Origin of the sequence: Bradyrhizobium forestalis (genome assembly GCF_002795245.1) — a bacterium.
Classification (GTDB): Bacteria; Pseudomonadota; Alphaproteobacteria; order Rhizobiales; family Xanthobacteraceae; genus Bradyrhizobium; species Bradyrhizobium forestalis.
In genome coordinates this window covers 198,166-220,893 of the sequence record NZ_PGVG01000002.1, presented here as the reverse complement: position 1 = coordinate 220,893, position 22,728 = coordinate 198,166, and the positions used below count along the sequence as shown (strand labels likewise).

General features: G+C 65.0%; 20 protein-coding genes and 1 pseudogene. 12 read left to right on the top strand and 9 right to left on the bottom strand.

Annotation, left to right across the window (positions count from 1 at the left end; genetic code table 11):
- Nucleotide 1 precedes the first annotated feature (1 nt).
- Nucleotides 2-1,858, bottom strand: a complete 1,857-nt coding sequence (locus CVM73_RS03335) for an extracellular solute-binding protein (protein ID WP_167406598.1) — start codon at nucleotides 1,856-1,858, stop codon at nucleotides 2-4.
- Nucleotides 1,859-2,117: 259 nt separating this feature from the next.
- On the opposite strand from CVM73_RS03335, the gene CVM73_RS03330 reads away from it, so the two are divergent.
- On the top strand, nucleotides 2,118-2,942 hold the full coding sequence (locus CVM73_RS03330; RefSeq protein ID WP_100230580.1) for an invasion associated locus B family protein: 825 nt from the start codon (nucleotides 2,118-2,120) through the stop codon (nucleotides 2,940-2,942).
- A gap of 258 nt (nucleotides 2,943-3,200) precedes the next feature.
- Here the strand turns inward: CVM73_RS03330 and hspQ are convergent, their stop codons facing one another.
- Complete coding sequence (gene hspQ, locus CVM73_RS03325) at nucleotides 3,201-3,533, bottom strand: heat shock protein HspQ (protein ID WP_028178766.1); 333 nt, start codon at nucleotides 3,531-3,533, stop codon at nucleotides 3,201-3,203.
- A gap of 106 nt (nucleotides 3,534-3,639) precedes the next feature.
- Between hspQ and CVM73_RS03320 the strand changes: the two genes are divergently transcribed.
- Nucleotides 3,640-4,593 carry an AEC family transporter gene (locus CVM73_RS03320; protein ID WP_100230579.1) on the top strand — a complete coding sequence of 318 codons (954 nt, stop codon included), beginning with the start codon at nucleotides 3,640-3,642 and terminating at the stop codon, nucleotides 4,591-4,593.
- Nucleotides 4,594-4,792: 199 nt separating this feature from the next.
- On the opposite strand, the gene CVM73_RS03315 is transcribed toward CVM73_RS03320, so the two are convergent.
- Nucleotides 4,793-5,977, bottom strand: coding sequence for a UbiH/UbiF family hydroxylase (locus CVM73_RS03315; protein WP_100230578.1), 1,185 nt, complete (start codon nucleotides 5,975-5,977; stop codon nucleotides 4,793-4,795).
- An 85-nt stretch (nucleotides 5,978-6,062) separates the two neighbouring features.
- Here CVM73_RS03315 and pcsA point away from each other — a divergent pair, with 85 nt between their 5' ends.
- The 3 genes and pseudogenes from pcsA to CVM73_RS03300 all read left to right on the top strand — a co-directional run bounded on the left by pcsA (nucleotide 6,063) and on the right by CVM73_RS03300 (nucleotide 8,169).
- The gene (gene pcsA, locus CVM73_RS03310; RefSeq protein WP_167406597.1) at nucleotides 6,063-6,842 is read left to right on the top strand and encodes a phosphatidylcholine synthase; all 780 of its coding nucleotides are present in this window, start codon (nucleotides 6,063-6,065) and stop codon (nucleotides 6,840-6,842) included.
- Between the two features lie 8 nt (nucleotides 6,843-6,850).
- A pseudogene (locus CVM73_RS39060) lies at nucleotides 6,851-7,023 on the top strand (TerC family protein); the annotation flags it as partial.
- Nucleotides 7,024-7,194: 171 nt separating this feature from the next.
- Nucleotides 7,195-8,169: a quinone oxidoreductase family protein gene (locus tag CVM73_RS03300; RefSeq protein WP_100230575.1), complete on the top strand. Its 975-nt coding sequence runs from the start codon at nucleotides 7,195-7,197 to the stop codon at nucleotides 8,167-8,169.
- 187 nt (nucleotides 8,170-8,356) lie between these two features.
- Here CVM73_RS03300 and CVM73_RS03295 read toward each other — a convergent pair whose 3' ends face one another.
- Together CVM73_RS03295 and CVM73_RS03290 are read right to left on the bottom strand one after the other, a co-directional pair.
- Entirely contained in the window at nucleotides 8,357-9,547 is a 1,191-nt protein-coding gene (locus CVM73_RS03295; protein WP_100230574.1) for an acetylornithine transaminase, read from the bottom strand.
- Nucleotides 9,548-9,816: 269 nt separating this feature from the next.
- Nucleotides 9,817-10,458: a hypothetical protein gene (locus CVM73_RS03290; RefSeq protein WP_100230573.1), complete on the bottom strand. Its 642-nt coding sequence runs from the start codon at nucleotides 10,456-10,458 to the stop codon at nucleotides 9,817-9,819.
- 239 nt (nucleotides 10,459-10,697) lie between these two features.
- Between CVM73_RS03290 and CVM73_RS03285 the strand changes: the two genes are divergently transcribed.
- Nucleotides 10,698-11,639, top strand: a complete 942-nt coding sequence (locus tag CVM73_RS03285; RefSeq protein WP_100230572.1) for a hypothetical protein — start codon at nucleotides 10,698-10,700, stop codon at nucleotides 11,637-11,639.
- A 187-nt stretch (nucleotides 11,640-11,826) separates the two neighbouring features.
- Here the strand turns inward: CVM73_RS03285 and rimO are convergent, their stop codons facing one another.
- Nucleotides 11,827-13,146: a 30S ribosomal protein S12 methylthiotransferase RimO gene (gene rimO / locus CVM73_RS03280; RefSeq protein WP_100230796.1), complete on the bottom strand. Its 1,320-nt coding sequence runs from the start codon at nucleotides 13,144-13,146 to the stop codon at nucleotides 11,827-11,829.
- A gap of 270 nt (nucleotides 13,147-13,416) precedes the next feature.
- Between rimO and CVM73_RS03275 the strand changes: the two genes are divergently transcribed.
- The 6 genes from CVM73_RS03275 to CVM73_RS03250 all read left to right on the top strand — a co-directional run bounded on the left by CVM73_RS03275 (nucleotide 13,417) and on the right by CVM73_RS03250 (nucleotide 20,040).
- A complete protein-coding gene (locus tag CVM73_RS03275) occupies nucleotides 13,417-13,977 on the top strand; it encodes an Imm21 family immunity protein (RefSeq protein WP_100230571.1) in 561 nt (186 codons plus the stop codon).
- 237 nt (nucleotides 13,978-14,214) lie between these two features.
- Nucleotides 14,215-14,805 carry an ANTAR domain-containing response regulator gene (locus CVM73_RS03270; protein ID WP_008564898.1) on the top strand — a complete coding sequence of 197 codons (591 nt, stop codon included), beginning with the start codon at nucleotides 14,215-14,217 and terminating at the stop codon, nucleotides 14,803-14,805.
- The gene (locus CVM73_RS03265) at nucleotides 14,802-15,965 is read left to right on the top strand and encodes a CmpA/NrtA family ABC transporter substrate-binding protein (protein WP_100230570.1); all 1,164 of its coding nucleotides are present in this window, start codon (nucleotides 14,802-14,804) and stop codon (nucleotides 15,963-15,965) included. The genes CVM73_RS03270 and CVM73_RS03265 overlap by 4 nt, the downstream gene beginning before the upstream one ends.
- 334 nt (nucleotides 15,966-16,299) lie before the next feature.
- Nucleotides 16,300-18,081, top strand: a complete 1,782-nt coding sequence (locus CVM73_RS03260; protein ID WP_100230569.1) for a NirA family protein — start codon at nucleotides 16,300-16,302, stop codon at nucleotides 18,079-18,081.
- Entirely contained in the window at nucleotides 18,078-19,688 is a 1,611-nt protein-coding gene (locus tag CVM73_RS03255; RefSeq protein ID WP_100230568.1) for a sulfite reductase subunit alpha, read from the top strand. Before CVM73_RS03260 ends, CVM73_RS03255 begins: the two co-directional genes overlap by 4 nt.
- 199 nt (nucleotides 19,689-19,887) lie before the next feature.
- Nucleotides 19,888-20,040, top strand: a complete 153-nt coding sequence (locus CVM73_RS03250; protein ID WP_035666020.1) for a hypothetical protein — start codon at nucleotides 19,888-19,890, stop codon at nucleotides 20,038-20,040.
- 116 nt (nucleotides 20,041-20,156) lie between these two features.
- Here the strand turns inward: CVM73_RS03250 and CVM73_RS03245 are convergent, their stop codons facing one another.
- The 3 genes from CVM73_RS03245 to pxpB are packed head-to-tail and all read right to left on the bottom strand — an operon-like array spanning nucleotide 20,157 to nucleotide 22,725.
- Nucleotides 20,157-20,927 carry a LamB/YcsF family protein gene (locus tag CVM73_RS03245; RefSeq protein ID WP_100230567.1) on the bottom strand — a complete coding sequence of 257 codons (771 nt, stop codon included), beginning with the start codon at nucleotides 20,925-20,927 and terminating at the stop codon, nucleotides 20,157-20,159.
- Between the two features lie 32 nt (nucleotides 20,928-20,959).
- On the bottom strand, nucleotides 20,960-21,997 hold the full coding sequence (locus CVM73_RS03240; protein ID WP_100230566.1) for a 5-oxoprolinase subunit C family protein: 1,038 nt from the start codon (nucleotides 21,995-21,997) through the stop codon (nucleotides 20,960-20,962).
- Nucleotides 21,994-22,725, bottom strand: a complete 732-nt coding sequence (pxpB, locus tag CVM73_RS03235) for a 5-oxoprolinase subunit PxpB (RefSeq protein ID WP_100230565.1) — start codon at nucleotides 22,723-22,725, stop codon at nucleotides 21,994-21,996. The genes CVM73_RS03240 and pxpB overlap by 4 nt, the downstream gene beginning before the upstream one ends.
- Nucleotides 22,726-22,728 lie beyond the last annotated feature (3 nt).

Genomic DNA, 22,728 nt, shown 5'->3' with positions numbered 1-22,728 from the left:
GTCACTTTGCTTGATGAGCTTGCGGCGGCCCCTTCGACCACCAGGTCTCCGGCAAATAGCCCGAGAGCGCGGTGGCCCTCGGCCGTTCTATCCGATTCCAGCGCGCGATCCATTGCTCCGATACGTTAAACAGCGGGATTGTATAGAAGCCCGCGATCAGGGCACGGTCGAGTGCGCGCACCGCCGAGACGAAATCCGTATGTTCACGGGCCTCAAGCAGGGCAGCGATCATGGCATCGACGGCGAGATTCCTGGCGCCCATATAGTTGCGGGTGCCCGGATTGTCGGCGGCAGCGCTGCCCCAATAGAAATACTGCTCGTTGCCGGGCGACAGCGACTGGTCCCAGCGGTTCTGGATCATGTCGAACTCGTAAGCCAGCCGGCGCTGGTCGAACTGCACGGGATCGACCGAGCGCACGGTCGGCTCGATACCGGCGCGCTTGAGGTCGCGCTGGAACGCGAGCGCAATGCGCTCCTGGTCGCGGGTCGTGACCATGATCTCGAAGGTGAAGGGCGCCTTGGTCACGCGATTGCGCAGCACGGTGCCGTCGAGATCGTAGCCGGCCTCCGACAACAGTTTGAGCGCGGCACGCAGCGTGGTGCGGTCGCGCCCGGAGCCGTCGGTGACCGGCAGGCGGTAGCTGCCGTCCATGACGTCGGGCGGGATCTGCGCGGCGAAGGGCTTCAGCAGCTCACGCTCGTGCGCATCCGCAGGGCGGCCATAGGCCGACAGCTCCGAGCCGGCAAAATAGCCGGCAACGCGCGAATAGAGCCCGAAGAAGTAATTGCGGTTGACCAGCTCGAAATCGAACAGCAGCGTCAGGGCCTGCCGCACCCTTATGTCGGCGAAGATCGGACGTCGCGTGTTGAACACCAGGAATTCGGACGGCTGCGGCACGCCCGGCTTGACGGTGTCGCGGATCACCTCGCCGCTCCGTGCGGCCGGAAAATCGTAGCCGTCGTGCCAGCGCAAAGGCTCGTGCTCGACGCGGAAATCGTAGAGGCCGCGCTTGAAGGCTTCGAACTGGCCGTTGGCCTCGCGAAAATAATCGAGCCTGATCTCGTCGAAATTGTAGAGCCCGCGGTTGATGGCGAGGTCGCGGCCCCAATAATCGGGATTGCGCGTGAGCGTCACGCTGGCGCCCGGCTTCACCGTGGTCACACGATAGGGGCCCGAGCCGACCGGCGCCGTCAGCGTCGTCTCCTCGAAGGTCGCAACGTCGATCGCATGCTTCGGCAGGATCGGCATCAGGCCGAGGATCAGCGGCAGCTCCCGGTCGTTGGCCCCGGTCAGGTCGAAGCGGACGGTGAGGGGATCGGGCGCCTCGGCCTTTGCGACCTTGGCGTAATATTGCCGATGATTGGGACGGCCGTGGTCGCGCAGCAGCTGCCAGGAGAACAGCACGTCCTCCGCCAGCACCGGCCTGCCGTCGGAGAAGCGGGCGCGGGAATCGAGACGGAAGGTGACGAAGCTTCGCTCGTCATTGGTCTCGACCGTCCTGGCGAGCAGGCCGTAAAGCGTGAACGGCTCATCCTGGCCGCGTGCCAGCAGGCTCTCGACCACGTAGTTGCGGACCGGCTGCACCGCCAATCCCTTCACGATGAAGGGATTGAGGCTGTCGAAGGTGCCGAGAATGCCCCAGGTCAGGCGCCCGCCCTTTGGGGCCCCTGGATTGGCGTAGGGCAGGTGGGTGAAATCGGCAGCCATCGCCGGCTTGCCGTGCATGGCGATGGCATGGGCTTCCTCCGCCAGTGCGCCGCCCGCCGACAGCCCGAAGGAGAGAGCCAGAACGAGGGCTGGGGCGAGACGGGAAAGGCGGAATCCGGAGCCCTCGAGAAGGCGCGGGAGCATGAACATCGGCACACGGTGATTCGAGGACCGGCGGGCCTGAATCCTATCACAGGGAATTTCCCTGGGCGCAGCGGAGGATGTGGCCAAAGCCGCCTGCCGGCATTGATCTTTTCGTCGACCACGTTAAAAGGCGGGCAATCGCGCAAGAGCGCCGAGCCCGTCACTTATCCGCCTCAATTGACGGGGAGAGAGCCGCGCCCAAGGCGGCTTGGTTCGGTGCTTCGGAGCGGTTCGGGCACTTCCCGTTCAGAAAGGGTTTTCTGCAATGAATTTCCGTTACTTGGCCGCGTCCGTCCGGCCGCGCGGGCGACTTCTCGCCCTGTTGACGGCGACGGCGTTGGTCGTCCCGTTTGCCGCTGAGGCCCAAGCTCCCGCACCGGCTCCTGGCGCGCCCGCGCCCAAGGCCGCCCCGGCCCCGAAGGCCGCTCCGAAGGCTGCCCCCAAGGCTCCGGCGCCCGCAGCGTCTCCGCAGGCCCAGCAGGCTCCCGCCCAGGGCGCTCCGGCGCAGCAGGGCGCGGCTCAGCCCGCTGACCAGCAGATTCAGCTGATCTACGCTCCCTGGACCAAGTTCTGCCTGAAGGGCCAGGACGCCAACGCCAAGCAGGTCTGCTTCACCGGCAAGGACGGTCGCATCGAGTCGGGCCAGCCGGTCATCGCCGCCGTCATCATCGAGCCGGAAGGCGAGCCCAAGAAGATCCTGCGCGTGACGCTGCCGCTCGGCATGCAGCTGGTTCACGGCACCCGCATCATCGTGGACAACAATGCGCCGCTGCAGCAACCCTATGTGATCTGCTTCCAGAACGGCTGCATGTCCGACTACGAGGCCTCGCCCGAGCTCATCAACAACATGAAGAAGGGCCAGAATCTCGTTGTCCAGGCGATCAATGCCAACGGCGCGCCGCTGACCCTGCCGCTGCCGCTCGCCGGCGAATTCCAGAAGGCCTATGACGGTCCGCCGACCGATCCGAAGGTGTTCGAGGAAACCCAGAAGAAGCTCCAGGAAGAGCTTCAGAAGAAGGCCGAGGAGCAGCGCAAGAAGCTCGAGCAGGGCGGTGGTGCCCCCGGCGCAGCGCCGACCGGCCAGAAGTAATCGGACGAAAATCCCGGACACGAAAAAGGCGCTCATCTCGAGCGCCTTTTTTATTGGTGTTTCCGATGGAGCGACACTGTTCACCTCTCCCGAAGGGAGAGGTCGGATCGCATCGAAAGATGCGATCCGGGTGAGGGGTTACAGTTTCACTGTGCGCTGCGGCCCCTCACCCGGATTGCTCAGGCGCGCAATTGCGCGCCAAAGCAATCCGACCTCTCCCCGCTGGGGAGAGGTGAACACCGAGCTGTTCGTCGCGTTTTAGTTCAGCGAGGGATTGCGCGGGCGATAGCCGCCGGCCTTGTCCTTGATGAAGATCTCGGCGACCTGGGAATGCCGGACCGGCTCGCCGGAATCATCCGGCAGCAGGTTCTGCTCCGAGACATAGGCGACGTATTCCGACTCCGCGTTCTCAGCGAGCAGGTGGTAGAACGGCTGGTCCTTGTTGGGCCGCACCTCCTCGGGAATCGACAGCCACCACTCCTCGGTGTTGTTGAATTCCGGATCGATGTCGAAGATCACTCCCCGGAACGAGAAGATCCGGTGGCGAACGACCTGTCCAATCTGGAATTTCGCGGTCCGCGCTTTAATCATCCCCCGTCGATAGACCAGGATTGTGGCCGATGCTAGTGCCCTCATCTGGAATTAACCTTCGTTTCCGGGGCGGATAGCCCCCAAGCCTTCAGAAAACACTTCATCAATGGTCGATATCCTCAATCTGGCGCTGCCTTATTTCGGCTTGATCTTCGTTGGTTTCGCGTGCGGCAAGGTCAAGTCCCTCCCGGAATCGGGCCTCGCCTGGATGAACTTCTTCCTGCTCTACGTGTCGCTGCCGGCGCTGCTGTTCGCGATCATGTCGAAGACGCCGTTTTCGGAATTGAATAACCCGCCGTTCCTGGTGGCGACCACGCTGTCGACGGTTGCGGCGTTCACGCTGGCGCTGGTGGTCGGCAAGCTGCTCGGCAGGCTGACGCTGCGCGAAGCGACGCTCGCGGGCCTCTCCGGCGGCTATGGCAATATCGGCTACATGGGGCCGGGTCTGGCGCTCGCCGTGCTGGGGCCGAAGGCGGCCGCGCCGACGGCGCTGATCTTCTGCTGCGACAGCATCTTCCTGTTCACGATCGTGCCGCTCTTGATCGAGCTCTCCGACCGCGACCATCCCTCGCTCGTCCACGCCTTCGGCGTCGTGCTGAAGCAGATCGTGCTCAATCCGCTGATCATGTCGGCCTGTTTCGGAGCGGCGGTCGCAGCGCTCCATATCGAGCTGCCGGTCGCGCTCGATCGCACCATCACCTTCCTGCAGAACGCAGCCGCGCCGACCGCGCTGTTCGTGCTCGGCGTGACCGTGGCGCTCCGCCCGTTCGACCGGGTGCCGTGGGAGGTGCCGGGCGTGATCGCGGTCAAGCTGCTGATCCATCCGCTCACGGCGTTCGCTCTGATGCTGGCGTTCGGCCCGTTCGCGCAGCCCTGGGCCGCCACCGCCGTGCTGATGGCCTCGCTGCCGCCGGCGCTGAACGTGTTCGTGATCGCCCGGCAGAACGATGCCTGGATCGAATCCGCCTCGGTGGCGGTGTTGCTCGGGACCTTTGCGTCGGTGGTCACGCTGACCAGCGTGATGTGGGCGATCCAGAGCGGGCGGCTGGCGTTTCCGTGAGCGGGGTGGAGCGCAATCGAATTGAGCTGCCTGCCGCTCGGTAGGTGCGCTCCCTCTCCCGCTTGCGGTGGAGGGTTGGGGAGGGGGTCCGCGTCGGGATTATCGAAGGATGTCGAGAAAGTCTCCGCGGGGAGAAAGCCCTCACCCGGCGCTACGCGCCGACCTCTCCCGCAGGCAGGCGGGAGAGGTGTCCTCGCCGCTAACGTCGCCAGGTCGGCGTCAGGCCCTCGCGCATGGCGAAGCGCCGGAGCGGACCGATGGCGCCGAGCAGGTGCATGCCGACGGCGCGGACCGGCTGGAGCGGCAGGAAGTCGTTGAGCAGGGAGCGGTTGGCAATGTCGATCGCAAAGGTCCGGCTCAGGATGTCGGGCCGCCGCGCGCGGTCGTAGCGCTTGAGCACCTCGTCCGCGCCGGGATCCTGGCCCGCGGCGATGGCCTCGCCCGCGAGCCGCGCAATGTCGGCGGCATCGCGCAGGCCGAGATTGAGGCCCTGGGCGCCGATCGGCGGCACCACATGGGCGGCTTCCCCGACCAGCGCGATACGGTCGCGGCCAAAGGATTTCGGACGCTCGATCGACAGCGGAAACAGGTTGCGCCCGGGCTCCGCCGTCATGCGTCCCAGGATCGAATGCGACTGCTTCTCGATCGCGGCAGACAGCTCCTCATCGCTCAAGCCGCGGAGCCGTTCGGCTTCCGCAGGCGCCGAGACCCAGACGATACTGCAGCGGTCGCCGGGGAGGGGCACGAACACGCAGGGACCATGCGGCGTGTGGAACTCGGTCGAGACATTGCGATGCGGCCGGGCATGGCCGACGTTGAAGGTCAGCGCGGTCTGGTTCAGCTCGCGCCGTGTCACGGCGATGCCGGCGGCCTGGCGGCAGAGTGAGTGCCGTCCGTCGGCACCGACCACCAGGCGGGCCGAGAGAAACTGTCCGGAGGCCGTGCGCACCGCGACGTCGTCGGCCTCGATGACGACGCTTTCGGCCTCGTCGTCGAAGCGAACGAGGTTGGCCAGCTCAGCCGCGCGCGCTTCCAGCGCCAGCATCAGCGAGCGGTTGTCGATGTTGTAGCCGAACGCGTCGAGGCCGATTTCGTGACAGGAGAAGCGGACCTCCGGCGCGCGGAACAGCCGGCCGGTGTCGTCGACGAGGCGCATGACCTCCAGCGCGGCCGCCTTGTCCTTGCAGCGCGACCAGACGTCGAGCATCTCCAGCAGGTCGATGGAAGCCCCGAGCAGCGCGGTGGTGCGGTTATCGGCATAGGGCACGCGTCGCGCCACCAGCGCGGTCCGCGCGCCCGCCTGGGCCAATGCGATCGCCGCTGCGAGGCCCGCCGGTCCACCGCCGATCACGGCGGCGTCATGGAGTGTCGATGCGTCTGTCATGGAAGACATTTGACACGGCCCGCGGCAAATTCAAGCCCGCTGATTTGGCCTGATTTTATGGCGAATTGTGCGATCGTGCGCCGCAATGGCGGATGTGCAAACCGGCCGCATTCTGATAGCAGAAGCCATGGATACGCAGCAGGATTCCCTCAAGCCGAGACCGGCGATCCGCGCCGCGGCCTTCTCGGTGCACATCTTCACCGCATTCGGTGCGGCGATCGCGCTCCTGGCGATGCTCGAGGCCGTGCGCGAGCACTGGGCGGCGATGTTTCAATGGCTGGGAGTCGCCCTGATCATCGACGCGATCGACGGGCCGATCGCGCGCCGGCTCGACGTCAAGAACGTACAGCCGAACTGGTCGGGTGACGTGCTCGATCTCGTGGTCGACTTCGTCACCTATGTCTTCGTGCCGGCCTATGCGATCGTGGCGAGCGGCATGCTGCTGCCGGTCGCAGCGCCCTTGCTCGGCATCGCCATCATCGTCACCAGCGCATTATATTTCGCCGATCTGCGCATGAAGGCCGACGACAATCATTTCCGCGGTTTCCCGGCGCTGTGGAATGCGGCGGCGTTCTACCTGTTCCTGCTGCACTGGCCGCCGCTGTGGTCGACGCTGCTGGTGGCCGCGCTCGTCGTGCTGACCTTCGTGCCGTTCCACGTGCTGCATCCGATCCGCGTCGTGCGGCTGCGCTGGCTGACGATGTCGCTGATCGCGATCTGGGCGGTGCTCGGCCTCTACACGCTCGAGATGGATTTTCGCGTCGGCACCGGCGTCACCGTCGTGCTCTGCGCCATCGCGCTCTGGATCAGCTTCAGCGACGCCTTGATCCGCCTGGCGAGATCCTTGGCGAGACCCTTGGCGTGACCCTTGGCGTGATGCACCTGTTGACCAGCCCCGAAGCCTGGGCGGCGCTGCTGACATTGACGGCGCTCGAGATCGTGCTCGGTATCGACTGTCGGTGATTGTCTCGCGCATCCGGGAGCAGCAGGCGCACCGTACCCGCCAGATCGGGCTCGCGCTGGCGCTGGCGTTCCGCATCATCCTGTGATCGGCCCAGCCGGCGCCGAGTTGACAAGGCTGGCGCGATGGCTTTCGCTCGGAGCGTTTTCGAGCGAAGTGGACACCGGTTCGCGCCAAGAAAACGCGTCAAGACTGGAATCTGGAGCCCCGTTCCAATTGGCATGGGGCTCCAGGGGCGAGAAGAGGAGGTCAGGCGATGACCAAAGCCATCCGTGTGCACAAGGTCGGAGGCCCCGAAGCCCTGGTCTATGAGAGCGTCGAGGTGCCGGCGCCCGGGCCGGGCGAGGTGCGCATCCGCCAGCGTGCGGTGGGCCTCAACTTCATCGACGTCTATTATCGCACCGGCCTCTACAAGGCGCCGGGGCTGCCCTTCATCGCGGGCAACGAGGCCTCGGGCGAGGTTGTCGCGGTCGGGCCCGGCGTCACGAATTTTCATCCCGGCGACCGCGTTGCCTATTACCACAATCTCGGCGGCTATACCGGCGAGCGCAACATCCCCTGGGAGAAGCTGGTCAAGCTGCCCGACCACATCACCTACGAGCAGGGCGCCGTGCTGATGCTGAAGGGGCTGACGGTCTGGTACCTGCTGCACAAGACCTTCAAGGTCGAGCCGCATCATCGCGTGCTGATCCATGCCGCGGCCGGCGGCATCGGCCTCCTGGCTTGCCAATGGGCGAGTGCGCTCGGTGCGCATGTCATCGGCACGGTCGGCTCGCGCGAGAAGGCCGAGCTTGCTGAGGCCAACGGCTGCGACCACGTCATCCTCTACAACGAGGAGGATTTCGTCGCCCGCGTCAAGCAGATCAGCCGCAACGAGGGCTGCGACGTCGTCTATGACGGCGTCGGCAAGGCGACCTTCCCGGGCTCGCTGTCCTGCCTGAAGCCGCGCGGCATGTTCGTCTCGTTCGGCAATGCCTCGGGTCCCGTGCCGCCGTTCTCGATCGCCGAGCTCAATAATCACGGCTCGCTGTTCGCGACGCGGCCGAAGCTGAACGACTATATCGGCACGCGCAAGGAGCTGCTGGAAGGCGCCGACACGCTGTTCGCCGCCGTCATTAACGGCAAGCTGCACGTGCCGATCAACCACGCCTACGCGCTGAAGGACGCCGCCAAGGCCCATATCGATCTCGAGAGCCGCAAGACCACGGGCGCGTCGATCTTGAAGCCGTAGTTTTTCCCGCGACATTGCAATTCCGTGTCCCGGACAAGCCGCAACGCCCAAGCGTTGCGGCGCAGAGCCGGGACCCAGTGCGATGCACGATGCGGCGAAATGGGCCCCGGCTCTGCAGCGCACCGCTCCCGGACGATGCTTCGCATCGCCTTGAGAGCGCTGCGCTGCGTCCGGGGCACGGAGAGAGTTAAGCCACACGCCGTGCCGCACCCGCCTTGGTCAAGATCCCGTCGAGACAATCGATCATCTCGGCGATCTCTCCCTTCGTGACGTTCAGCGCGGGCATGAAGCGCAGGGTGTCGACCTGCGGCGCGTTCAGCAGCACGCCGGCTTCGAACGCCTGGGCGACGATGCCTGGTGCGATCGGCAGCTTGAGGTCGAGCGCGAGCAACAGCCCGCGTCCGCGGACGCCGCCGAGGCCGTGCCGGGCCGAGACCTTCTGCAGCTCGCTTTCGAGCAAGAGGCCGGTCTCGGTGACCGCCTTCAGGAAGTCGGGCTTCTTGACCTCCTCCAGCACCGCAAGTCCTGCCGCGCACATGATCGGGTTGCCGTTGAACGTGCCGCCCTGGTCGCCATACGCGAAGCAGGAAGCGCGCTCGGTCGCGAGCAGGGCGGCGAGCGGCACGCCGCCGCCGATGCCCTTGCCGAGCGTCATGATGTCGGGCGCGATGCCGGTGTGCTCGTAGTGGAAGAGCTTCCCGGTCCGGCCCATGCCGGTCTGGATCTCGTCAAAAATGAGCAGCAGGCCGTGCGCCTCGGTGAGTACGCGCAGCTCTTGCAGGAACTGGTCGCTCGCCGGCCACACGCCTGATTCACCCTGAATCGGCTCGATCATCACCGCGACGGTGTTGTCGTTGATCAGCTTCTCGACCGAGGCGATGTCGTTCAGCTTCGCCTTCTTGAAGCCTGAGACCTTCGGCTCGAACAGCGGCTCGAACGCCTTCTTGCCCGAGGCCGACATCGTCGCCAGCGTCCTTCCGTGGAAGCCGCCTTCGAAGCTGACGATCTCGAACGCGCCGCCCTTGTGCAGGCTGCCATATTTCCGCGCGAGCTTGATCGCGCCCTCATTGGCCTCCGCGCCGGAATTGGCAAAGAACACCTGATCGAACGCACTGTTCTCGACGAGCGCCTGCGCAAGCTCGAGGCTCGGCTCGTTGTAGAAGGCCGGGCTCGGCGTCAGCAGCCGCTTGGCTTGCGCGCCGAGCGCGTCAGCGATCGCGGGCGGCGAGTGGCCGAGGCAGTTCACGGCCCAGCCCTGCACGAAATCGAGGTAGCGCTTGCGGCTGTCGTCCCAGAGGTAGGAGCCGGCGCCGCGGACGAACACGGCCTTGGGCCGTGCGGTGATGTCCATCAGCGCGTCATACGGATGGGTGGTCATGTCGTACTCCTCTGGAGGCGGGTGGAAAACGGGCGCAAAAAGCAGAAAGGCCGCACCTTGCGGGTGCGGCCTTTGCGAAAACTGGCTGAATTTTAGTGGTTCAGCGGCGTCGTCGGACATGGCGCACCCTCTCGTCGTCGCGGCAGCGACGACGGAGCATTTCGGTGCGCAGGTTGGTCCGGGCGTTGATCATGGGGCGCGTCCCTACAGCCGAATGGCAGGACTTGTCAAGCGGGCATTTTGCAAGATGCTCGCCGAGCGTGCATCGGTCAGGTCGGGTGCGCGGCTTCCTCGGCCTCTTCATCGCCCCAATCCGCGTCCGCAATCGCGGTGTCGATCAACTCGCCGCGCATCAGCTTGAGCGGCGAATTCCAGTACAGCGCGATGTTGTGGAAGGGATCGGTCAGCACCTTGAACACCCAGACCAGGCCGGTCGTGACGTCGCGCGTGGCGAAGAGCTGCAGCATGCGCGCAAGTCCGCCGCCGATGCCGATCGCGAGCCAGAGCGTGCCGACGTGCCGGATGAAATCGAGGCGAGTGGTCGGCGCATCGAACAGTCCGAACAGCGTCGGAAAGGCGAACAGCGCGAGCGGCGCGCTGCCCCAGACCAGCAGCAGCACGATCTTGCGGGTCTGGTTGTAGCCGACCTTGATCGCTTCCTTGTAATCGTTGCTGACGTCGTTGACGGCGTCATAGCCGTTCGGCTCGAAGAAGAAATGCCCGGTCTGCCGCGTCAGCATCGCGAGCCAGCCGACGATGCCGGCGATAGCGGGGTCCTTGAACAGCAGGGCGTAGCAGCCGAGGAAGATGACGGCGCTGATCAGGTGCAGCGTCTGGTTGACGGTGCTCTGGTGGTAGAAGCGGTAATCGTCGAAGCGCTGCGTGCGCAGCATGTCCGAGAGGCGGCTCATCCTCGTTCCTCGCTCGCGTTGAAAGGCGCGGGCAGAGTTAGGCCGAGTCCGTGACTCCTGCGTGAATGCATTATAGTGTCACATTGCAGTGCGCAGGCAGTCTCGCCGTTTCATCGATCGCCCCGCTGCAACCATCGGGTCGCTGGCGCGTTTGTGATCATGGAACGCGATTGGGTTCGAACCGGACCCACGGCGGTTCAGACCAAGGAAGACGGGGACCAATTAGACAGTTTTCAGCCTTGTCCGACACGCCTTACCCAATCGACCTCGACAGCATTCGCGGCGCATTTCCGCCGGGCATCGACGCGCCGCCACTGCTGGTCGATTTTGCCGCCTGGCTCGAGGGGCGCCCGTGGGGCAGCGTCGGCCGCTTCTCCTTGCAAGGCCAGTTCTCCGATTCCGCGCCGATCGTCGACGGCAGTCCGTTGCGCGACAGGTTCTCGCTGTTCATGCGCTTGCCGGATGGCTCGGCCGTCGGCGGCTGGTACGGCGCCGGTCTCGACCGCGACAATCCGCCGATCGTGGGACTGGGGTCGGAGGGTGATTACGAATTGCTGGCGCCAAGCCTCGATGCTTTGCTGGGCAAGCTCACATCGCAGGCCTTCGACAGCGCCTGGAGCGATCTCAAGCCGCATGCGGATGTGGAGTGTCAGACGGTCGAGCTTGCGCAATGGCTCGCGGGGCAGCCCGCTGGCGACAAGACAACATGTGATGACGGCGCGCCGGATCTGCCCGACTTCCGCGGCTTCGTTGAAAAATGGAGCAGGGATCGCGAGGATTATTGGGCCAATCACCGCTTGATGGCCGAACTCGGCTGGCGCCTGGCTGCGCATCTGCCCAAGGGCAAGAAGCCCTGGGACCAGACGCATTTCGAGGTCGCGATCGTCGGCAAGCAGTACGAGGCGCGCGTCCTTTCGCGCGGACCGCAGCCATTCGAGGAAGCCGCCTCGATCGAATCCCTGCTGCGCGACCTCCGCGAGGAGATGCGCCGCGCACAGCCCGAGCTTGGCCTGTGGTACGTGATGAAGTTCGGCCTCCATGCCGACGGCCGCATCATGCCGAGCTTCGAATACGATTTGCGCCCGACCATCGATGGCGAGCCGGCGCTGCTGTCCGAAGCAAAGGCCGATCTCGCCCGCGCGCCGAGGCCGGAGCGCTGGGTGCCGAAGTGGTTGGCGTGAAGATGTAGCCCGAGCGGCGGTCTGCTCCCTCTCCCGCTTGCGGGAGAGGGGTGGGGAGAGGGTGCCTCCGCAGAGAGACTCCCAATGAGGAGAAAGCCCTCACCCGGCGCTTCGCGCCGACCTCTCCCGCAAGCGGGAGAGGTTGCAGTGAGCCTGCGGCTGGACCGATCGCAACAGCGAAACGCCGTCAGAATCCCGCGACGCTGCCGTGCAGATCGTATGCGTCGGCGCGTTCAATCTTGGCCGTGACGATCTCGCCGACGCGCAAGGGGCGGCGGCTGGAGAGGTAAACCGCACCATCGATCTCCGGCGCATCGGCCTTGGAGCGGCCTTTCGCGACGGTTGGGCCGACCTCGTCGATGATGATCTGCTGGCGCGTGCCGACCTTGCGCTTGAGCCGGCGCGCCGAGATCTTCTGCTGACGGGCCATCAGCGCGTTGTAGCGCTCCTGCTTGACCTCTTCGGGCACGGGGTTCTCGATCGCGTTCGACGTTGCGCCGGCGACCGGTTCGTATTTGAAGCAGCCGACGCGGTCGATCTCGGCCTCGTCGAGCCAGTCGAGCAGATAGGCGAAGTCCGCATCGGTCTCGCCGGGGAAGCCGACGATGAAGGTCGAGCGCAAAGCGAGATCGGGACATTCCTCACGCCAGCGCTTGATCCGCGCCAGTGTCTTGTCCTGGGCCGCCGGACGCTTCATCGCCTTCAGCACCTCCGGGCTCGCATGCTGGAACGGGATGTCGAGATAGGGCAGCACCTTGCCCTCGCTCATCAGCGCGATGACCTCGTCGACATGCGGGTAGGGGTAGACATATTGCAGCCGGACCCAGGCCCCGAGCTCGCCGAGCTCGTGCGCGAGGTCGAGGAATTTGGCGCGGACCTGGCGATCCTTCCACGGGCTCTCGGCATATTTGAGATCGACGCCGTAAGCCGAAGTGTCCTGTGAGATCACCAGCAGCTCTTTCACGCCGGCGCCGACCAGCCGCTCGGCTTCGCGCAACACGTCGTTGGCGGGGCGCGAGACGAGGTCGCCGCGCAGCTTCGGGATGATGCAGAAGGTGCAGCGGTTGTTGCAGCCCTCCGAGATCTTCAAATAGGCGTAGTGGCGCGGCGTCAGCTTGATGCCCTGCGGCGGCACCAGATCGAGATGCGGGTTGTGCGCCGGCGGCAGCGCGCGGTGCACGGCATCCAGCACGCTCTCATATTGCTGTGGGCCGGTGATGGAGAGCACGCCCGGATAAGCCTGCTCGATCTGCTCGGGTTCCGCGCCCATGCAACCCGTCACGATCACCTTGCCGTTCTCGGCCATGGCCTCGCCGATCGCCGAGAGCGATTCCTGCTTGGCGCTGTCGAGGAAGCCGCAGGTGTTGACGATGACGATGTCGGCCCCGTCATGCTTGCGGGCGAGCTCGTAGCCCTCCGCGCGCAAGCGCGTGATGATGCGCTCGGAATCCACCAATGCTTTGGGGCAGCCGAGTGATGTGAATGAAATACGCGGCGCTCTTTCCATGTAATCGCCTGGAACCTGCATCTGAATTGTCGGGATATGCGATCCAACTAATTGATCTGATGATAAAATTCAACCGCTGGCGTGTTCGGGCGATGAGAAAATTTCGCGCGTTCGTGGCGACCTCGACCAGTTCCTAGGGATACAATTCGACGCCCGCGAACGTTCCACCGGCCGTGACGAGTGAAATGTGCTTAAAACCACAACCGATAAAGAGCGAACATTTGCAGATAACGATCGGTGAAAAGGAAAGATGCTGCTATCCATAGATGCATGATCCAAACACGTAACTGGATAGCGACAACCGGCGGTCCTCACCTGCTGATTGCCGATGAACAGCTCTCGCATTGGCAGGGTATCGAGCGATCGCGCGATCATAGAGATCCGGCTGACCAAAGTGACTATGCCCGTGCGTGCCGAGTAACGACGTGGCTGGGATCAATCGCCTGCCACCAGGGCCACGCTGTTGTGTTATCGGGCGATGCCGGCGACATCGCATGGTACTCCGATGGTCAGGATGACGGCGGCTTTCTCGTCCAATGGCTTGGCGTTGACGACGAACGACTCATCGAGCCTGCATTGCGCACACCACAGATGCGAGACCTTCTGGAAAGTTCAGGGGCTGAGCGGCTTGAATTTGAGACAGGTGCATCCGGTGCAATGTGGCTGATTGATGCATCGGAGCGAGGCTCCGATCTGCGCGACAATCATCAAGCTCTGACTTTACGACCAGGCAGCTACCTCGCAAAGGCTGCGTACTACTCCTCTCCCGGGCTGTCGATTGTCGTTCGCGAAATCTGTCGGATCAGTCCACCGCACGGCGATGCTAGCTAGAGTTCGGAGCCAGACGACAACCACCTCCGGGCTGTTTTGCGAATAGCCAGCTCAGAAGTTTACATTCGTAGTCTCAGGCACACCCGAGCGACACGAAGCTGACCTTGGGCGCAGCCGTCTGATCCATATCTGATCTGCCTGATTGACGGGCCTCAGCTAGTCCCAATTGCCCATAATTACAACCCTTTGCAGGGCGTTCCGGCGTGCTATGGATGAATCACCTGCCGTGAGTGAGCTATGAGCGCCGAACAGTCGCCCAAAATCGTGATCGTCGACGAAAGCCCGATCCGGGCCGCGATCCTGGAGGAGGGATTGCGGGAGGCTGGGTTCACCCAGGTCGTCCATATCCGCGAGATGCAGAGCCTGCTTGCCCGTATTTATGCGGTGGACCCCGACATCATCCTGATCGATCTGGAAAACCCCAGCCGCGACGTGCTGGAGGCGATGTTCCAGGTCAGTCGGGCCGTCAAGCGGCCGATCGCGATGTTCGTCGACCAGAGCGATTCCGCCTCGATCCAGGCCTCGGTCGAGGCGGGGGTGTCCGCCTATATCGTCGACGGGCTGAAGAAGGAGCGCATCAAGCCGATCCTCGACCTCTGCGTGTCCCGCTTCAACGCCTTTGCCAAGCTCCAGGAGGAGCTGGAGCGGACCAAGTCGCAGCTCGAGGACCGCAAGATCATCGAACGCGCCAAGGGCATCCTGATGAAGGTGAAGGGCCTGACCGAGGACGAGGCCTATGTGCTGCTGCGCTCCACCGCGATGCGCGAGAAGAAGAAAATCGGCGAGATCGCGCAGTCGATCATCACCGCGTCGGAGATGCTGAAATGACCGCCACCCTCCGCATCGGGTTCATTCCGCTGGTCGATGCCGCCGCCCTGATCGTCGCGGTCGACAAGGGATTTGCCGCCGCCGAAGGGCTCGACGTCGAGCTGGTGCGCGAGGTGTCCTGGTCCAACGTGCGCGACAAGCTCAATATCGGCCTGTTCGACGCGGCGCATCTCCTAGCGCCCGTCGCGATCGCGTCCTCGCTCGGGCTCGGCCACGTCAAGGTGCCGATCGCCGCGCCCTTCAATCTCGGCATCAATGGCAATGCCATCACGGTGTCGCCGGCACTGCACGCCGCGCTGATGGAGGAGATCGACGGCGATCGTTTCGACCCGATGGCGACCGCGAAGGCGCTTGCGAAGGTCGTTGCCATCAGGCGCAAGCTAGGTGCCGAGCCGCTGACTTTCGGCATGACCTTCCCGTTCTCCACCCACAATTATCAATTGCGGTTCTGGATGGCCGCGGCGGGCGTCGACCCCGACGAGGACGTGCGCCTCGTGGTGCTGCCGCCGCCCTATATGGTCGACAGCCTCAAGAACGGCCATGTCGATGCGTTCTGCGTCGGCGCGCCCTGGAATTCGGTCGCGGTCGATCTCGGCATCGGCCACATCCTGCATTTCGTCTCCGACATCCTGGTCCGCGCGGCGGAGAAGGTGCTGGCGGTCCGCCAGACCTGGGCCGAGACCCATCCAGACGTGGTCGCAAGCCTGGTGCGCGCGGCGGTGAAGGCCGCCGCGTTCATCGAGCATCCGGAAAATCGGACCGAAACGGCGCGGATCCTGGCGCAGCCCGAGCGGATCGGCGTCGATGCCGAGGTCATCCAGCGCACCCTGACGGGACGCCTGAAGATTTCTCCCGACGGCACGTTCCGCGAAAGCGGCCGTTACCTCCTGGTCGGGCGCGAGGAGGCAGGGCGCCCCGATCCGGTGCAGGCCGCCTGGCTCTATGCGCAGATGGTGCGGTGGGGGCAGACGACGCTGACTCCTGACGGCGTCAGGACGGCGATGGCGGTGTTCAGGCCTGATCTTTACGACGCGGCGCTTGGCACCACGGCGCCCAGCGAAGCGCCCGCGGCGTTCGGCGCCTTTGCCGGCCCCGTCTTCGACCCTGACAACATCCGGGGGCATCTCGAGGCCTTCGCGGTTGGGCGCTGGAAGGCCTGATTCGGGTCTGCTCTGTTTTTGAGCATGTAAGTTCGCTGGCTAATATTTGGGCTGACTGCTCGAATTTCGGGAGAGAATTCCGGCCGGTACTTCCTGGAACTTGACTTAACTAACTGAAACTACGGCATTTTTTTATTTCGATCAAGCTGGCACGCAACTTGAATGTTGCACTGCGGCCAGCTTGTCATAGGTGCCTGCTGAGCCAAGTCCCGCAGCAACGAAGCTGATCGGACCGTGGGTAACGAAGCCGGCTCCTGAGCCAGCCCTAGTTCCTCGCGGGTCGCGCCAATCCGTCGAAGCCACTCTGGTGGCCGCAGGAGCTTCGTTACCGACCATGAAAATCGATACGCTCTCAGTCGACTTTACCGACGAGCAGAAACGCTATCTCGAAGGCTTCACGACCGGCTTGCAGATCAGCCGGGTCGGCCGCGGCCTTGGTAGCGGCGCCGGCAAGGCGAGCGCCGAGCCTGTTGGTCCCGATGCCGTGCACATCAAGGCGCAGGACAAGGTGATCGCGTCGGGCAAGAAGCTCGCCGACCAGGAGAAGTTCAAGCGCGACGAGCATCCCTTCGACGCCTATCCGCGGCTGCGCCAGCAGGCGCTCGACAATACCCCGCCGAGCCCGGCGGACAATTTCCGCTGGCGTTATTACGGCATCTTCTACGTCGCGCCGACGCAGGACTCCTACATGAGCCGCCTGCGCATTCCGAACGGCATCATGAAGCACTGGCAGCTGTCCGGCCTTGCCGATCTCGCCGACGAGCTCTGCGGCCCTTACAGCCACGTCACCACGCGCGCCAATCTCCAGCTGCGCGAGATCCCGCCGAAGAATGCCGTGAAGCTGATCGAGGGCATCCAGGATCTTGGCCTGTGCTCGCGCGGCCCCGGCGCCGACAACATCCGCAACGTGACGGGAACGCCGACCGCCGGCATCGATCCGCAGGAAATCATCGACACGCGGCCGTACGCGCGCGAGTGGCACTACCACATCCTCAACGATCGCTCGCTCTACGGCCTGCCGCGCAAGTTCAACGTCGCCTTCGACGGCGCCGGCAGGATTGCCGTGCTCGAGGAGACCAACGACATCGCGTTCACGGCCTATGAGGTGCAGGACGGCTTCGGCGTCGAGCCGGGCGTCTGGTTCCGGCTCGGCCTCGGCGGCATCACCGGTCACAAGGACTTCGCGAAATATTCCGGCATCATCGTCAAGCCGGAGCAGGCGACCGCCGTCGCCGACGCCATCGTGCGCGTGTTCATCGACCATGGCGACCGCACCAACCGCAACAAGGCGCGGCTGAAATACGTGCTCGACGCGATGGGCCACGACGGCTTCCTCAAGCTGGTCGAAGAGCGGCTGAAGACGCCTTTCGCGCGTGTGCCCGAAGAGGCCTTTGCGCCGCGCCCGGCCGCGGACCGCATGGCGCATGTCGGCGTGCACAAGCAGAAGCAGGACGGCCTCAACTGGATCGGCGTGTCGCTGACGCTCGGCAAGCTCACCTGCGATCAGATGCGGGGCCTCGCCAAGCTTTCACGCGACCTCGGCGACGGCGAGATCCGCCTCACGGTCTGGCAGAACCTCTTGATCTCGGGCGTGCGCGACGAGAATGTCGCGCTTGCGATCGCCGCCATCAAGCAGATCGGACTCGCGGTCGAGGCCTCGCATATCCGCGCCGGCCTGATCGCCTGCACCGGCAATGCCGGTTGCCGCTTCGCCGCTGCCAACACCAAGCGCCATGCCGCCGAGATCGGCGACTGGTGCGAGCCGCGCGTCGACATGGACAAGCCGGTCAACATCCACGTCACCGGCTGTCACCACTCCTGCGCGCAGCACTACATCAGCGATATCGGCCTGATCGGTGCGCGTGTGCCGGCCGGGGAGGAAGACACGGTCGAGGGCTATCACCTCTTCACGGGCGGCGGGTTCGGTCCCGACGCCGATGTCGGGCAGGAGGTCTATCACGACCTCAAGGCCGAGGACGCGCCGAAGACGGTCGAACGACTGCTCAAGGCCTATATCGCCCATCGCGCGTCTCCCGACGAAACCTTCTTGTCTTTTGCGCGCCGCCATGACGGCGAAACGCTGCGCAAGCTGGCCGATGCACAGGTGTCCGCATGAACCAGATCACCCCTCCGCCGAAACTCGACCTCATTCCCGCCAGCGCCCCGTTCTCCGATGCGCAGCGTTCCTGGCTGAACGGCTTCTTCGCCGGATTGCTGTCGCCCGACGTCGCAACGCCGCTGTCGGCGGAGCAGGGCGCTGCCGTCATGCAGGGCGCCGCCGGTGACGGCGACGACGGTGAGGCGCCGTGGCACGACCAGACCATGCCGATTGCCGACCGGATGAAGCTCGCCGAGGGTCGTCCCGTCCGTCGCAAGATGATGGCGGCGATGGCGCAGCAGGATTGCGGCCAGTGCGGCTACAATTGCCACGACTATTCCGAGGCGATCGCGAGCCGCAGCGAAGCACGGCTCAATCTCTGCGTTCCCGGCGGCAAGGAAACCGCGCGGATGTTGAAGTCGCTGTACGAGGAGCTGGACAAGGCCCCAGTGGCCAAAGCGGCTGACAAGCCGGACGCTCCGGCGCCGGCTGTGACCGTGACCATCGCGGAGCCCGGCCGTTCGCGCGACAATCCGACCGAGGCGACGTTCCTGTCGCGCCGTCTGCTCAACAAGGGCAAGTCGGAGAAGGAAACCTATCACATCGAGTTCGATCTCTCCGCAAGCAAGCTCGACTACGTGGTCGGCGACAGTTTCGGCGTGTTCGCGCGCAACGATGTCGGCCTCGTCGACCAGATCATCGCGCTGCTCGGCGCCTCCCACACCACTGAGGTCAACGGCAAGACGCTGCGCGAGGTGCTGATCGACGACGTCTCGCTGTCGCCGGCGCCCGACACGCTGTTCGAGCTGATCTCCTTCATCACCGGCGGCGCGCAGCGCGAGAAGGCGCGGGCGCTGGCGCAGGGCGAGGATCCCGATGGCGATGCCGCGACCCTCGACGTCATGGCGGCGCTGCAGAAGTTTTCCGGCACGCGGCCGCATCCCGAGGCCTTCGTCGAGGCGCTGGAGCCGCTGCAGCCGCGGCTTTATTCGATCTCGTCCTCGCACAATGCGACGCCGGGAAAGCTGTCGCTGACGGTGGACTCCGTGCGCTACGTCATCGGCAAGCGCAAGCGCCTCGGGGTTGCCTCGACCTTCCTCGGCGAGCGCATCACTGAGGGCGAGAAGCTGAAGGTCTATGTGCAGAAGGCCCACGGCTTCGGCCTGCCGCAGGATCCGAAGACGCCCGTCATCATGATCGGCCCCGGCACCGGCATCGCGCCGTTCCGCGCCTTCCTGCTCGACCGCAAGGCCACCGGTGCGCCCGGCAAGAACTGGCTGTTCTTCGGCCACCAGCGCAGCGATTGCGACTTCTTCTACCAGGAGGAGCTCAACGCGATGAAGACCTCGGGTCAGTTGACGCGGCTGTCACTGGCCTGGTCGCGCGACGGCGAGAAGAAGTTTTACGTGCAGGACCGCATGCGCGAGGTCGGCCGCGAATTGTGGACCTGGCTCGCCGAAGGCGCGCATCTCTACATCTGCGGCGATGCCAAGCGCATGGCCAAGGACGTCGAGCGCGCGCTGGTCGACATCGTCGCCCAGTTCGGCGCGCGTTCGACGGATGAGGCAGTCAGTTTCGTCGCCGAGCTCAAGAAGACCGGCCGCTTCCAGGCTGACGTGTACTAACTGTCATGCTGCCGTCATCCGAGCCGGTTCCAGCTGGCTCGGAATTTAACGAATGGGATTCTCGGAACCCTCGACTCAAGAGAATATGCATCTGCGATCGGGCTTCCTAGAAGAAGCTCATTGCTATTTCTGCGGGTATCTTGCCTCCCGCCAGGGTTGAGCCTTCATACTCCCGCAAATGGGGCGTTGGAGATCGACCATGCGCGAACTATCGGCGGAAGCGAGGCTGCATTTCTACGCGCGCTCGCTCTCGCGGCGGACCGGGGCGAGCGCCCATCACCTCGCGCTGTACAGCGCCTTTGCCGTGATCGCAGCGATCGTGTTCGGCACGTTGTCGGTGCATCCGTTCTGAAGCTCTCCTAGGGTGGGCAAAGGCGCGCCTTCGCGCCGTGCCCACCGTCTCTCAACATACGAGATCGACGTGGTGGGCACGCTTCGCTTTGCCCACCCTACGGCACCTGTTGTGCCTCACGCTCCGCGCTTGAACGGCGCGACCTCGATCCCCGCTTCCTTCAACGCCTGACGCAAGGTCCGCGCGATCTCCACGGCACCGTGCGTGTCGCCATGGATGCAGACCGTATCCGTCCGCATCTTGATGACCTTGCCCGTGACCGAGACCACCGCGCCGTCCTGCACCATGCGCACCACGCGATCGGCGATCATCTTGGCATCGTGCAGCACCGCGCCGGGCTTCTTGCGCGAGACGAGATTGCCGTCGTCCTCATAGGCGCGGTCGGCGAACACCTCGTGCACCATCGGCAGGTTGGCCGCTTCGCCGGCCTTCACCAGCTTCGAATTGGCGAGCACGACGAAGATCAGGCTGGGATCGACCGCCTTGATACCGGCGGCGATCGCCTTCGCGGTCATGTCGTCCTCGCAGGCGACGTTGGAGAGCGCGCCGTGCGCCTTCACATGGGTGACCTTGTGGCCGGCCGCGGTCGCGATCGCCTGCAAGGCGCCGATCTGGTAGGCGACGAGGTTCTCGATCTCGGAGGCCTTGAGCCCTGCGATCGGATGGCGGCCGAAGCCGTGCAGGTCGCGGTAGCCGGGATGCGCGCCGACCGAGACGCCGCGCGCCTTCGCCAGCTCCACCGTCCGGCGCATGATGTCGGGGTCGCCGGCGTGGAAGCCGCAGGCGACGTTGACCGAGCTCGCCAGCTCGATCATGGCGGCATCGTTGCCCATCTCCCACGCGCCAAAACCTTCGCCGAGGTCGCAGTTGAGGTCGATCGTCTTCATGGGGTGCTCTCCGCCTCTGGTCTTGTTGCCGCTTACGGTTCTGCCGCGACCTGCCACGTCCCGGCATCGACCGCGCTGACCGCATAGCCAGCGACATTAGCATCGCTTAGCGCCTCGATGTTGAGCGCGACGGTGTCGGAGGAGCGCAGGCGATCGGGCAGGCTGCGGATCAACTGTGCAAAGTTGCGCGCCTCGTCCTGCGCCTCGGCCATGCTGACAGCCTTGTAGCGGAACGCGGTTCCCGCCGAGGTCTGGGCGAGGCGGCCGATATCGGCCGTGATCACGGTTGCGATCTTAGGGTAGCCGCCGGAGGTGCCGCGGTCCATCATCAGCGCGATCGGCGCGCCGTTGCCGGGCACCTGGATGCTGCCATTGACGGTGCCGTCGGAGACGATGTTGTGGCCATGCAGATGCTTGATGGCGGGGCCATCGAGCCGGTAGCCCATGCGGTCGGAGGTTGCCGAGATCCTCCACTCACTGTCCAGGAACAGTGCCTTGTTGGCCTCGTCGAACTCATCGTCCTGCGGACCCAGCAGCACGCGGATCGGGCCGTTCGCCGGCTTCGGCAGCTCGATGCGCAGCTCCGGCGCACCGCTGGCAGCATCGACGTTGAACTCGTCACCGGCCTGGAGCGGGCGCGGGTAGGGGCTGCCGAGGCCGGCGCGGGCGTTCACCGCGAGACTGCCGAACACCGGTTCGCCCTTGATGGCGCCTTCGATTGCGAGATAGGTGAAGGCGCCGCCGCGGGCAAAGCCGAGCGTCAGCGTCTCGCCGTCCTTCAGCGTCACCGATGCGTCCATCGCAACCGGGTTTCCGGCAACGTCCGCATTGCGCGGCGCGCCTGATATCGCCACGCGGACGGCGCCGTCGCGGGCGGTGAAGGAGGCGCCGAATGGGCCGATCTCGACGGCGGCCGCGAGCGGCTCGTTGCCGACGAGCGTGTTCGCCGCCGCAAGCGACAGCCGGTCCATCGCCCCGCTGACCGTCAAGCCGTAGCGCTGCGCGCCCAGGCGCCCGCCATCCTGGACGGAGCTTGCGGGGCCGATGCTGGCGACGACGAGCCGGCTCATGAGACCACCTGCTCGGCGATGATCTCGCCGGCTTCCGCAGCGCGGTCCATCTCCTCGAACATCTTGTGGTCGATGGCGAAGAACGTCACGCGGTCACCGGGTTCGGTGAGGAAGGTCGGATCGCGATGGAGCTGATAGGTTCTGACAGGCGTGCGGCCCAAAAGGTGCCAGCCGCTCGGGGCGGCTAGGCACTGGATGCCGGCCTGGATGCCGCCGATCGAGATCGTCCCGGCGGGCGTCAGCAGCCGCGGCGACTGCCGCCGCGACATGTGCAGGGACTTGTCGAGGCCGCTGAGATAGGACCAGCCCGGCGTGAAGCCGATCATGGCGACCTTGTAGTCGCCGCCGACATGCCGGGCGACGATGTCATCGGGCGTGGTGCCCAGCGCCTTGGCGACATCCTCGAGATCGATGCCATGCTCGCCGCCATAGGCGACGGGAATGCGCCAGCGGCGCGCCTTGGTGACCGGCGGCAGCGGCCGGATGGCGATCGGGAGGATCTTTTGGCCGAGCGCATCGAAACCGATCTTGCCGGGATCATAGTGCACCAGCAGCGAGCGATAGGTCGGCACGGTTTCGGTGATGCCGTCGATGGGCGCCGCGGTAAGCGCCTTGTCGAGCGCCAGCACGCGCTGGTTGGCCTCGTCATCGATGGTGCGGCTGAACTCGACCGTGACGGCGCTGTCGCCACTGGGCAGAAGGCGGGGCGGGGGAAGCGTCGCGGCCATGAG

What these genes read in the sequence shown, in the direction of transcription:
- CVM73_RS03335 (WP_167406598.1), bottom strand. Translation starts at nt 1,858, where the DNA reads ATGTTCATGCTCCCGCGCCTTCTCGAGGGCTCCGGATTCCGCCTTTCC.
- CVM73_RS03330 (WP_100230580.1), top strand. Translation starts at nt 2,118, where the DNA reads ATGAATTTCCGTTACTTGGCCGCGTCCGTCCGGCCGCGCGGGCGACTT.
- hspQ (WP_028178766.1), bottom strand. Translation starts at nt 3,533, where the DNA reads ATGATTAAAGCGCGGACCGCGAAATTCCAGATTGGACAGGTCGTTCGC.
- CVM73_RS03320 (WP_100230579.1), top strand. Translation starts at nt 3,640, where the DNA reads ATGGTCGATATCCTCAATCTGGCGCTGCCTTATTTCGGCTTGATCTTC.
- CVM73_RS03315 (WP_100230578.1), bottom strand. Translation starts at nt 5,977, where the DNA reads ATGACAGACGCATCGACACTCCATGACGCCGCCGTGATCGGCGGTGGA.
- pcsA (WP_167406597.1), top strand. Translation starts at nt 6,063, where the DNA reads ATGGCGGATGTGCAAACCGGCCGCATTCTGATAGCAGAAGCCATGGAT.
- CVM73_RS03300 (WP_100230575.1), top strand. Translation starts at nt 7,195, where the DNA reads ATGACCAAAGCCATCCGTGTGCACAAGGTCGGAGGCCCCGAAGCCCTG.
- CVM73_RS03295 (WP_100230574.1), bottom strand. Translation starts at nt 9,547, where the DNA reads ATGACCACCCATCCGTATGACGCGCTGATGGACATCACCGCACGGCCC.
- CVM73_RS03290 (WP_100230573.1), bottom strand. Translation starts at nt 10,458, where the DNA reads ATGAGCCGCCTCTCGGACATGCTGCGCACGCAGCGCTTCGACGATTAC.
- rimO (WP_100230796.1), bottom strand. Translation starts at nt 13,146, where the DNA reads ATGGAAAGAGCGCCGCGTATTTCATTCACATCACTCGGCTGCCCCAAA.
- CVM73_RS03275 (WP_100230571.1), top strand. Translation starts at nt 13,417, where the DNA reads ATGATCCAAACACGTAACTGGATAGCGACAACCGGCGGTCCTCACCTG.
- CVM73_RS03270 (WP_008564898.1), top strand. Translation starts at nt 14,215, where the DNA reads ATGAGCGCCGAACAGTCGCCCAAAATCGTGATCGTCGACGAAAGCCCG.
- CVM73_RS03265 (WP_100230570.1), top strand. Translation starts at nt 14,802, where the DNA reads ATGACCGCCACCCTCCGCATCGGGTTCATTCCGCTGGTCGATGCCGCC.
- CVM73_RS03260 (WP_100230569.1), top strand. Translation starts at nt 16,300, where the DNA reads ATGAAAATCGATACGCTCTCAGTCGACTTTACCGACGAGCAGAAACGC.
- CVM73_RS03255 (WP_100230568.1), top strand. Translation starts at nt 18,078, where the DNA reads ATGAACCAGATCACCCCTCCGCCGAAACTCGACCTCATTCCCGCCAGC.
- CVM73_RS03250 (WP_035666020.1), top strand. Translation starts at nt 19,888, where the DNA reads ATGCGCGAACTATCGGCGGAAGCGAGGCTGCATTTCTACGCGCGCTCG.
- CVM73_RS03245 (WP_100230567.1), bottom strand. Translation starts at nt 20,927, where the DNA reads ATGAAGACGATCGACCTCAACTGCGACCTCGGCGAAGGTTTTGGCGCG.
- CVM73_RS03240 (WP_100230566.1), bottom strand. Translation starts at nt 21,997, where the DNA reads ATGAGCCGGCTCGTCGTCGCCAGCATCGGCCCCGCAAGCTCCGTCCAG.
- pxpB (WP_100230565.1), bottom strand. Translation starts at nt 22,725, where the DNA reads ATGGCCGCGACGCTTCCCCCGCCCCGCCTTCTGCCCAGTGGCGACAGC.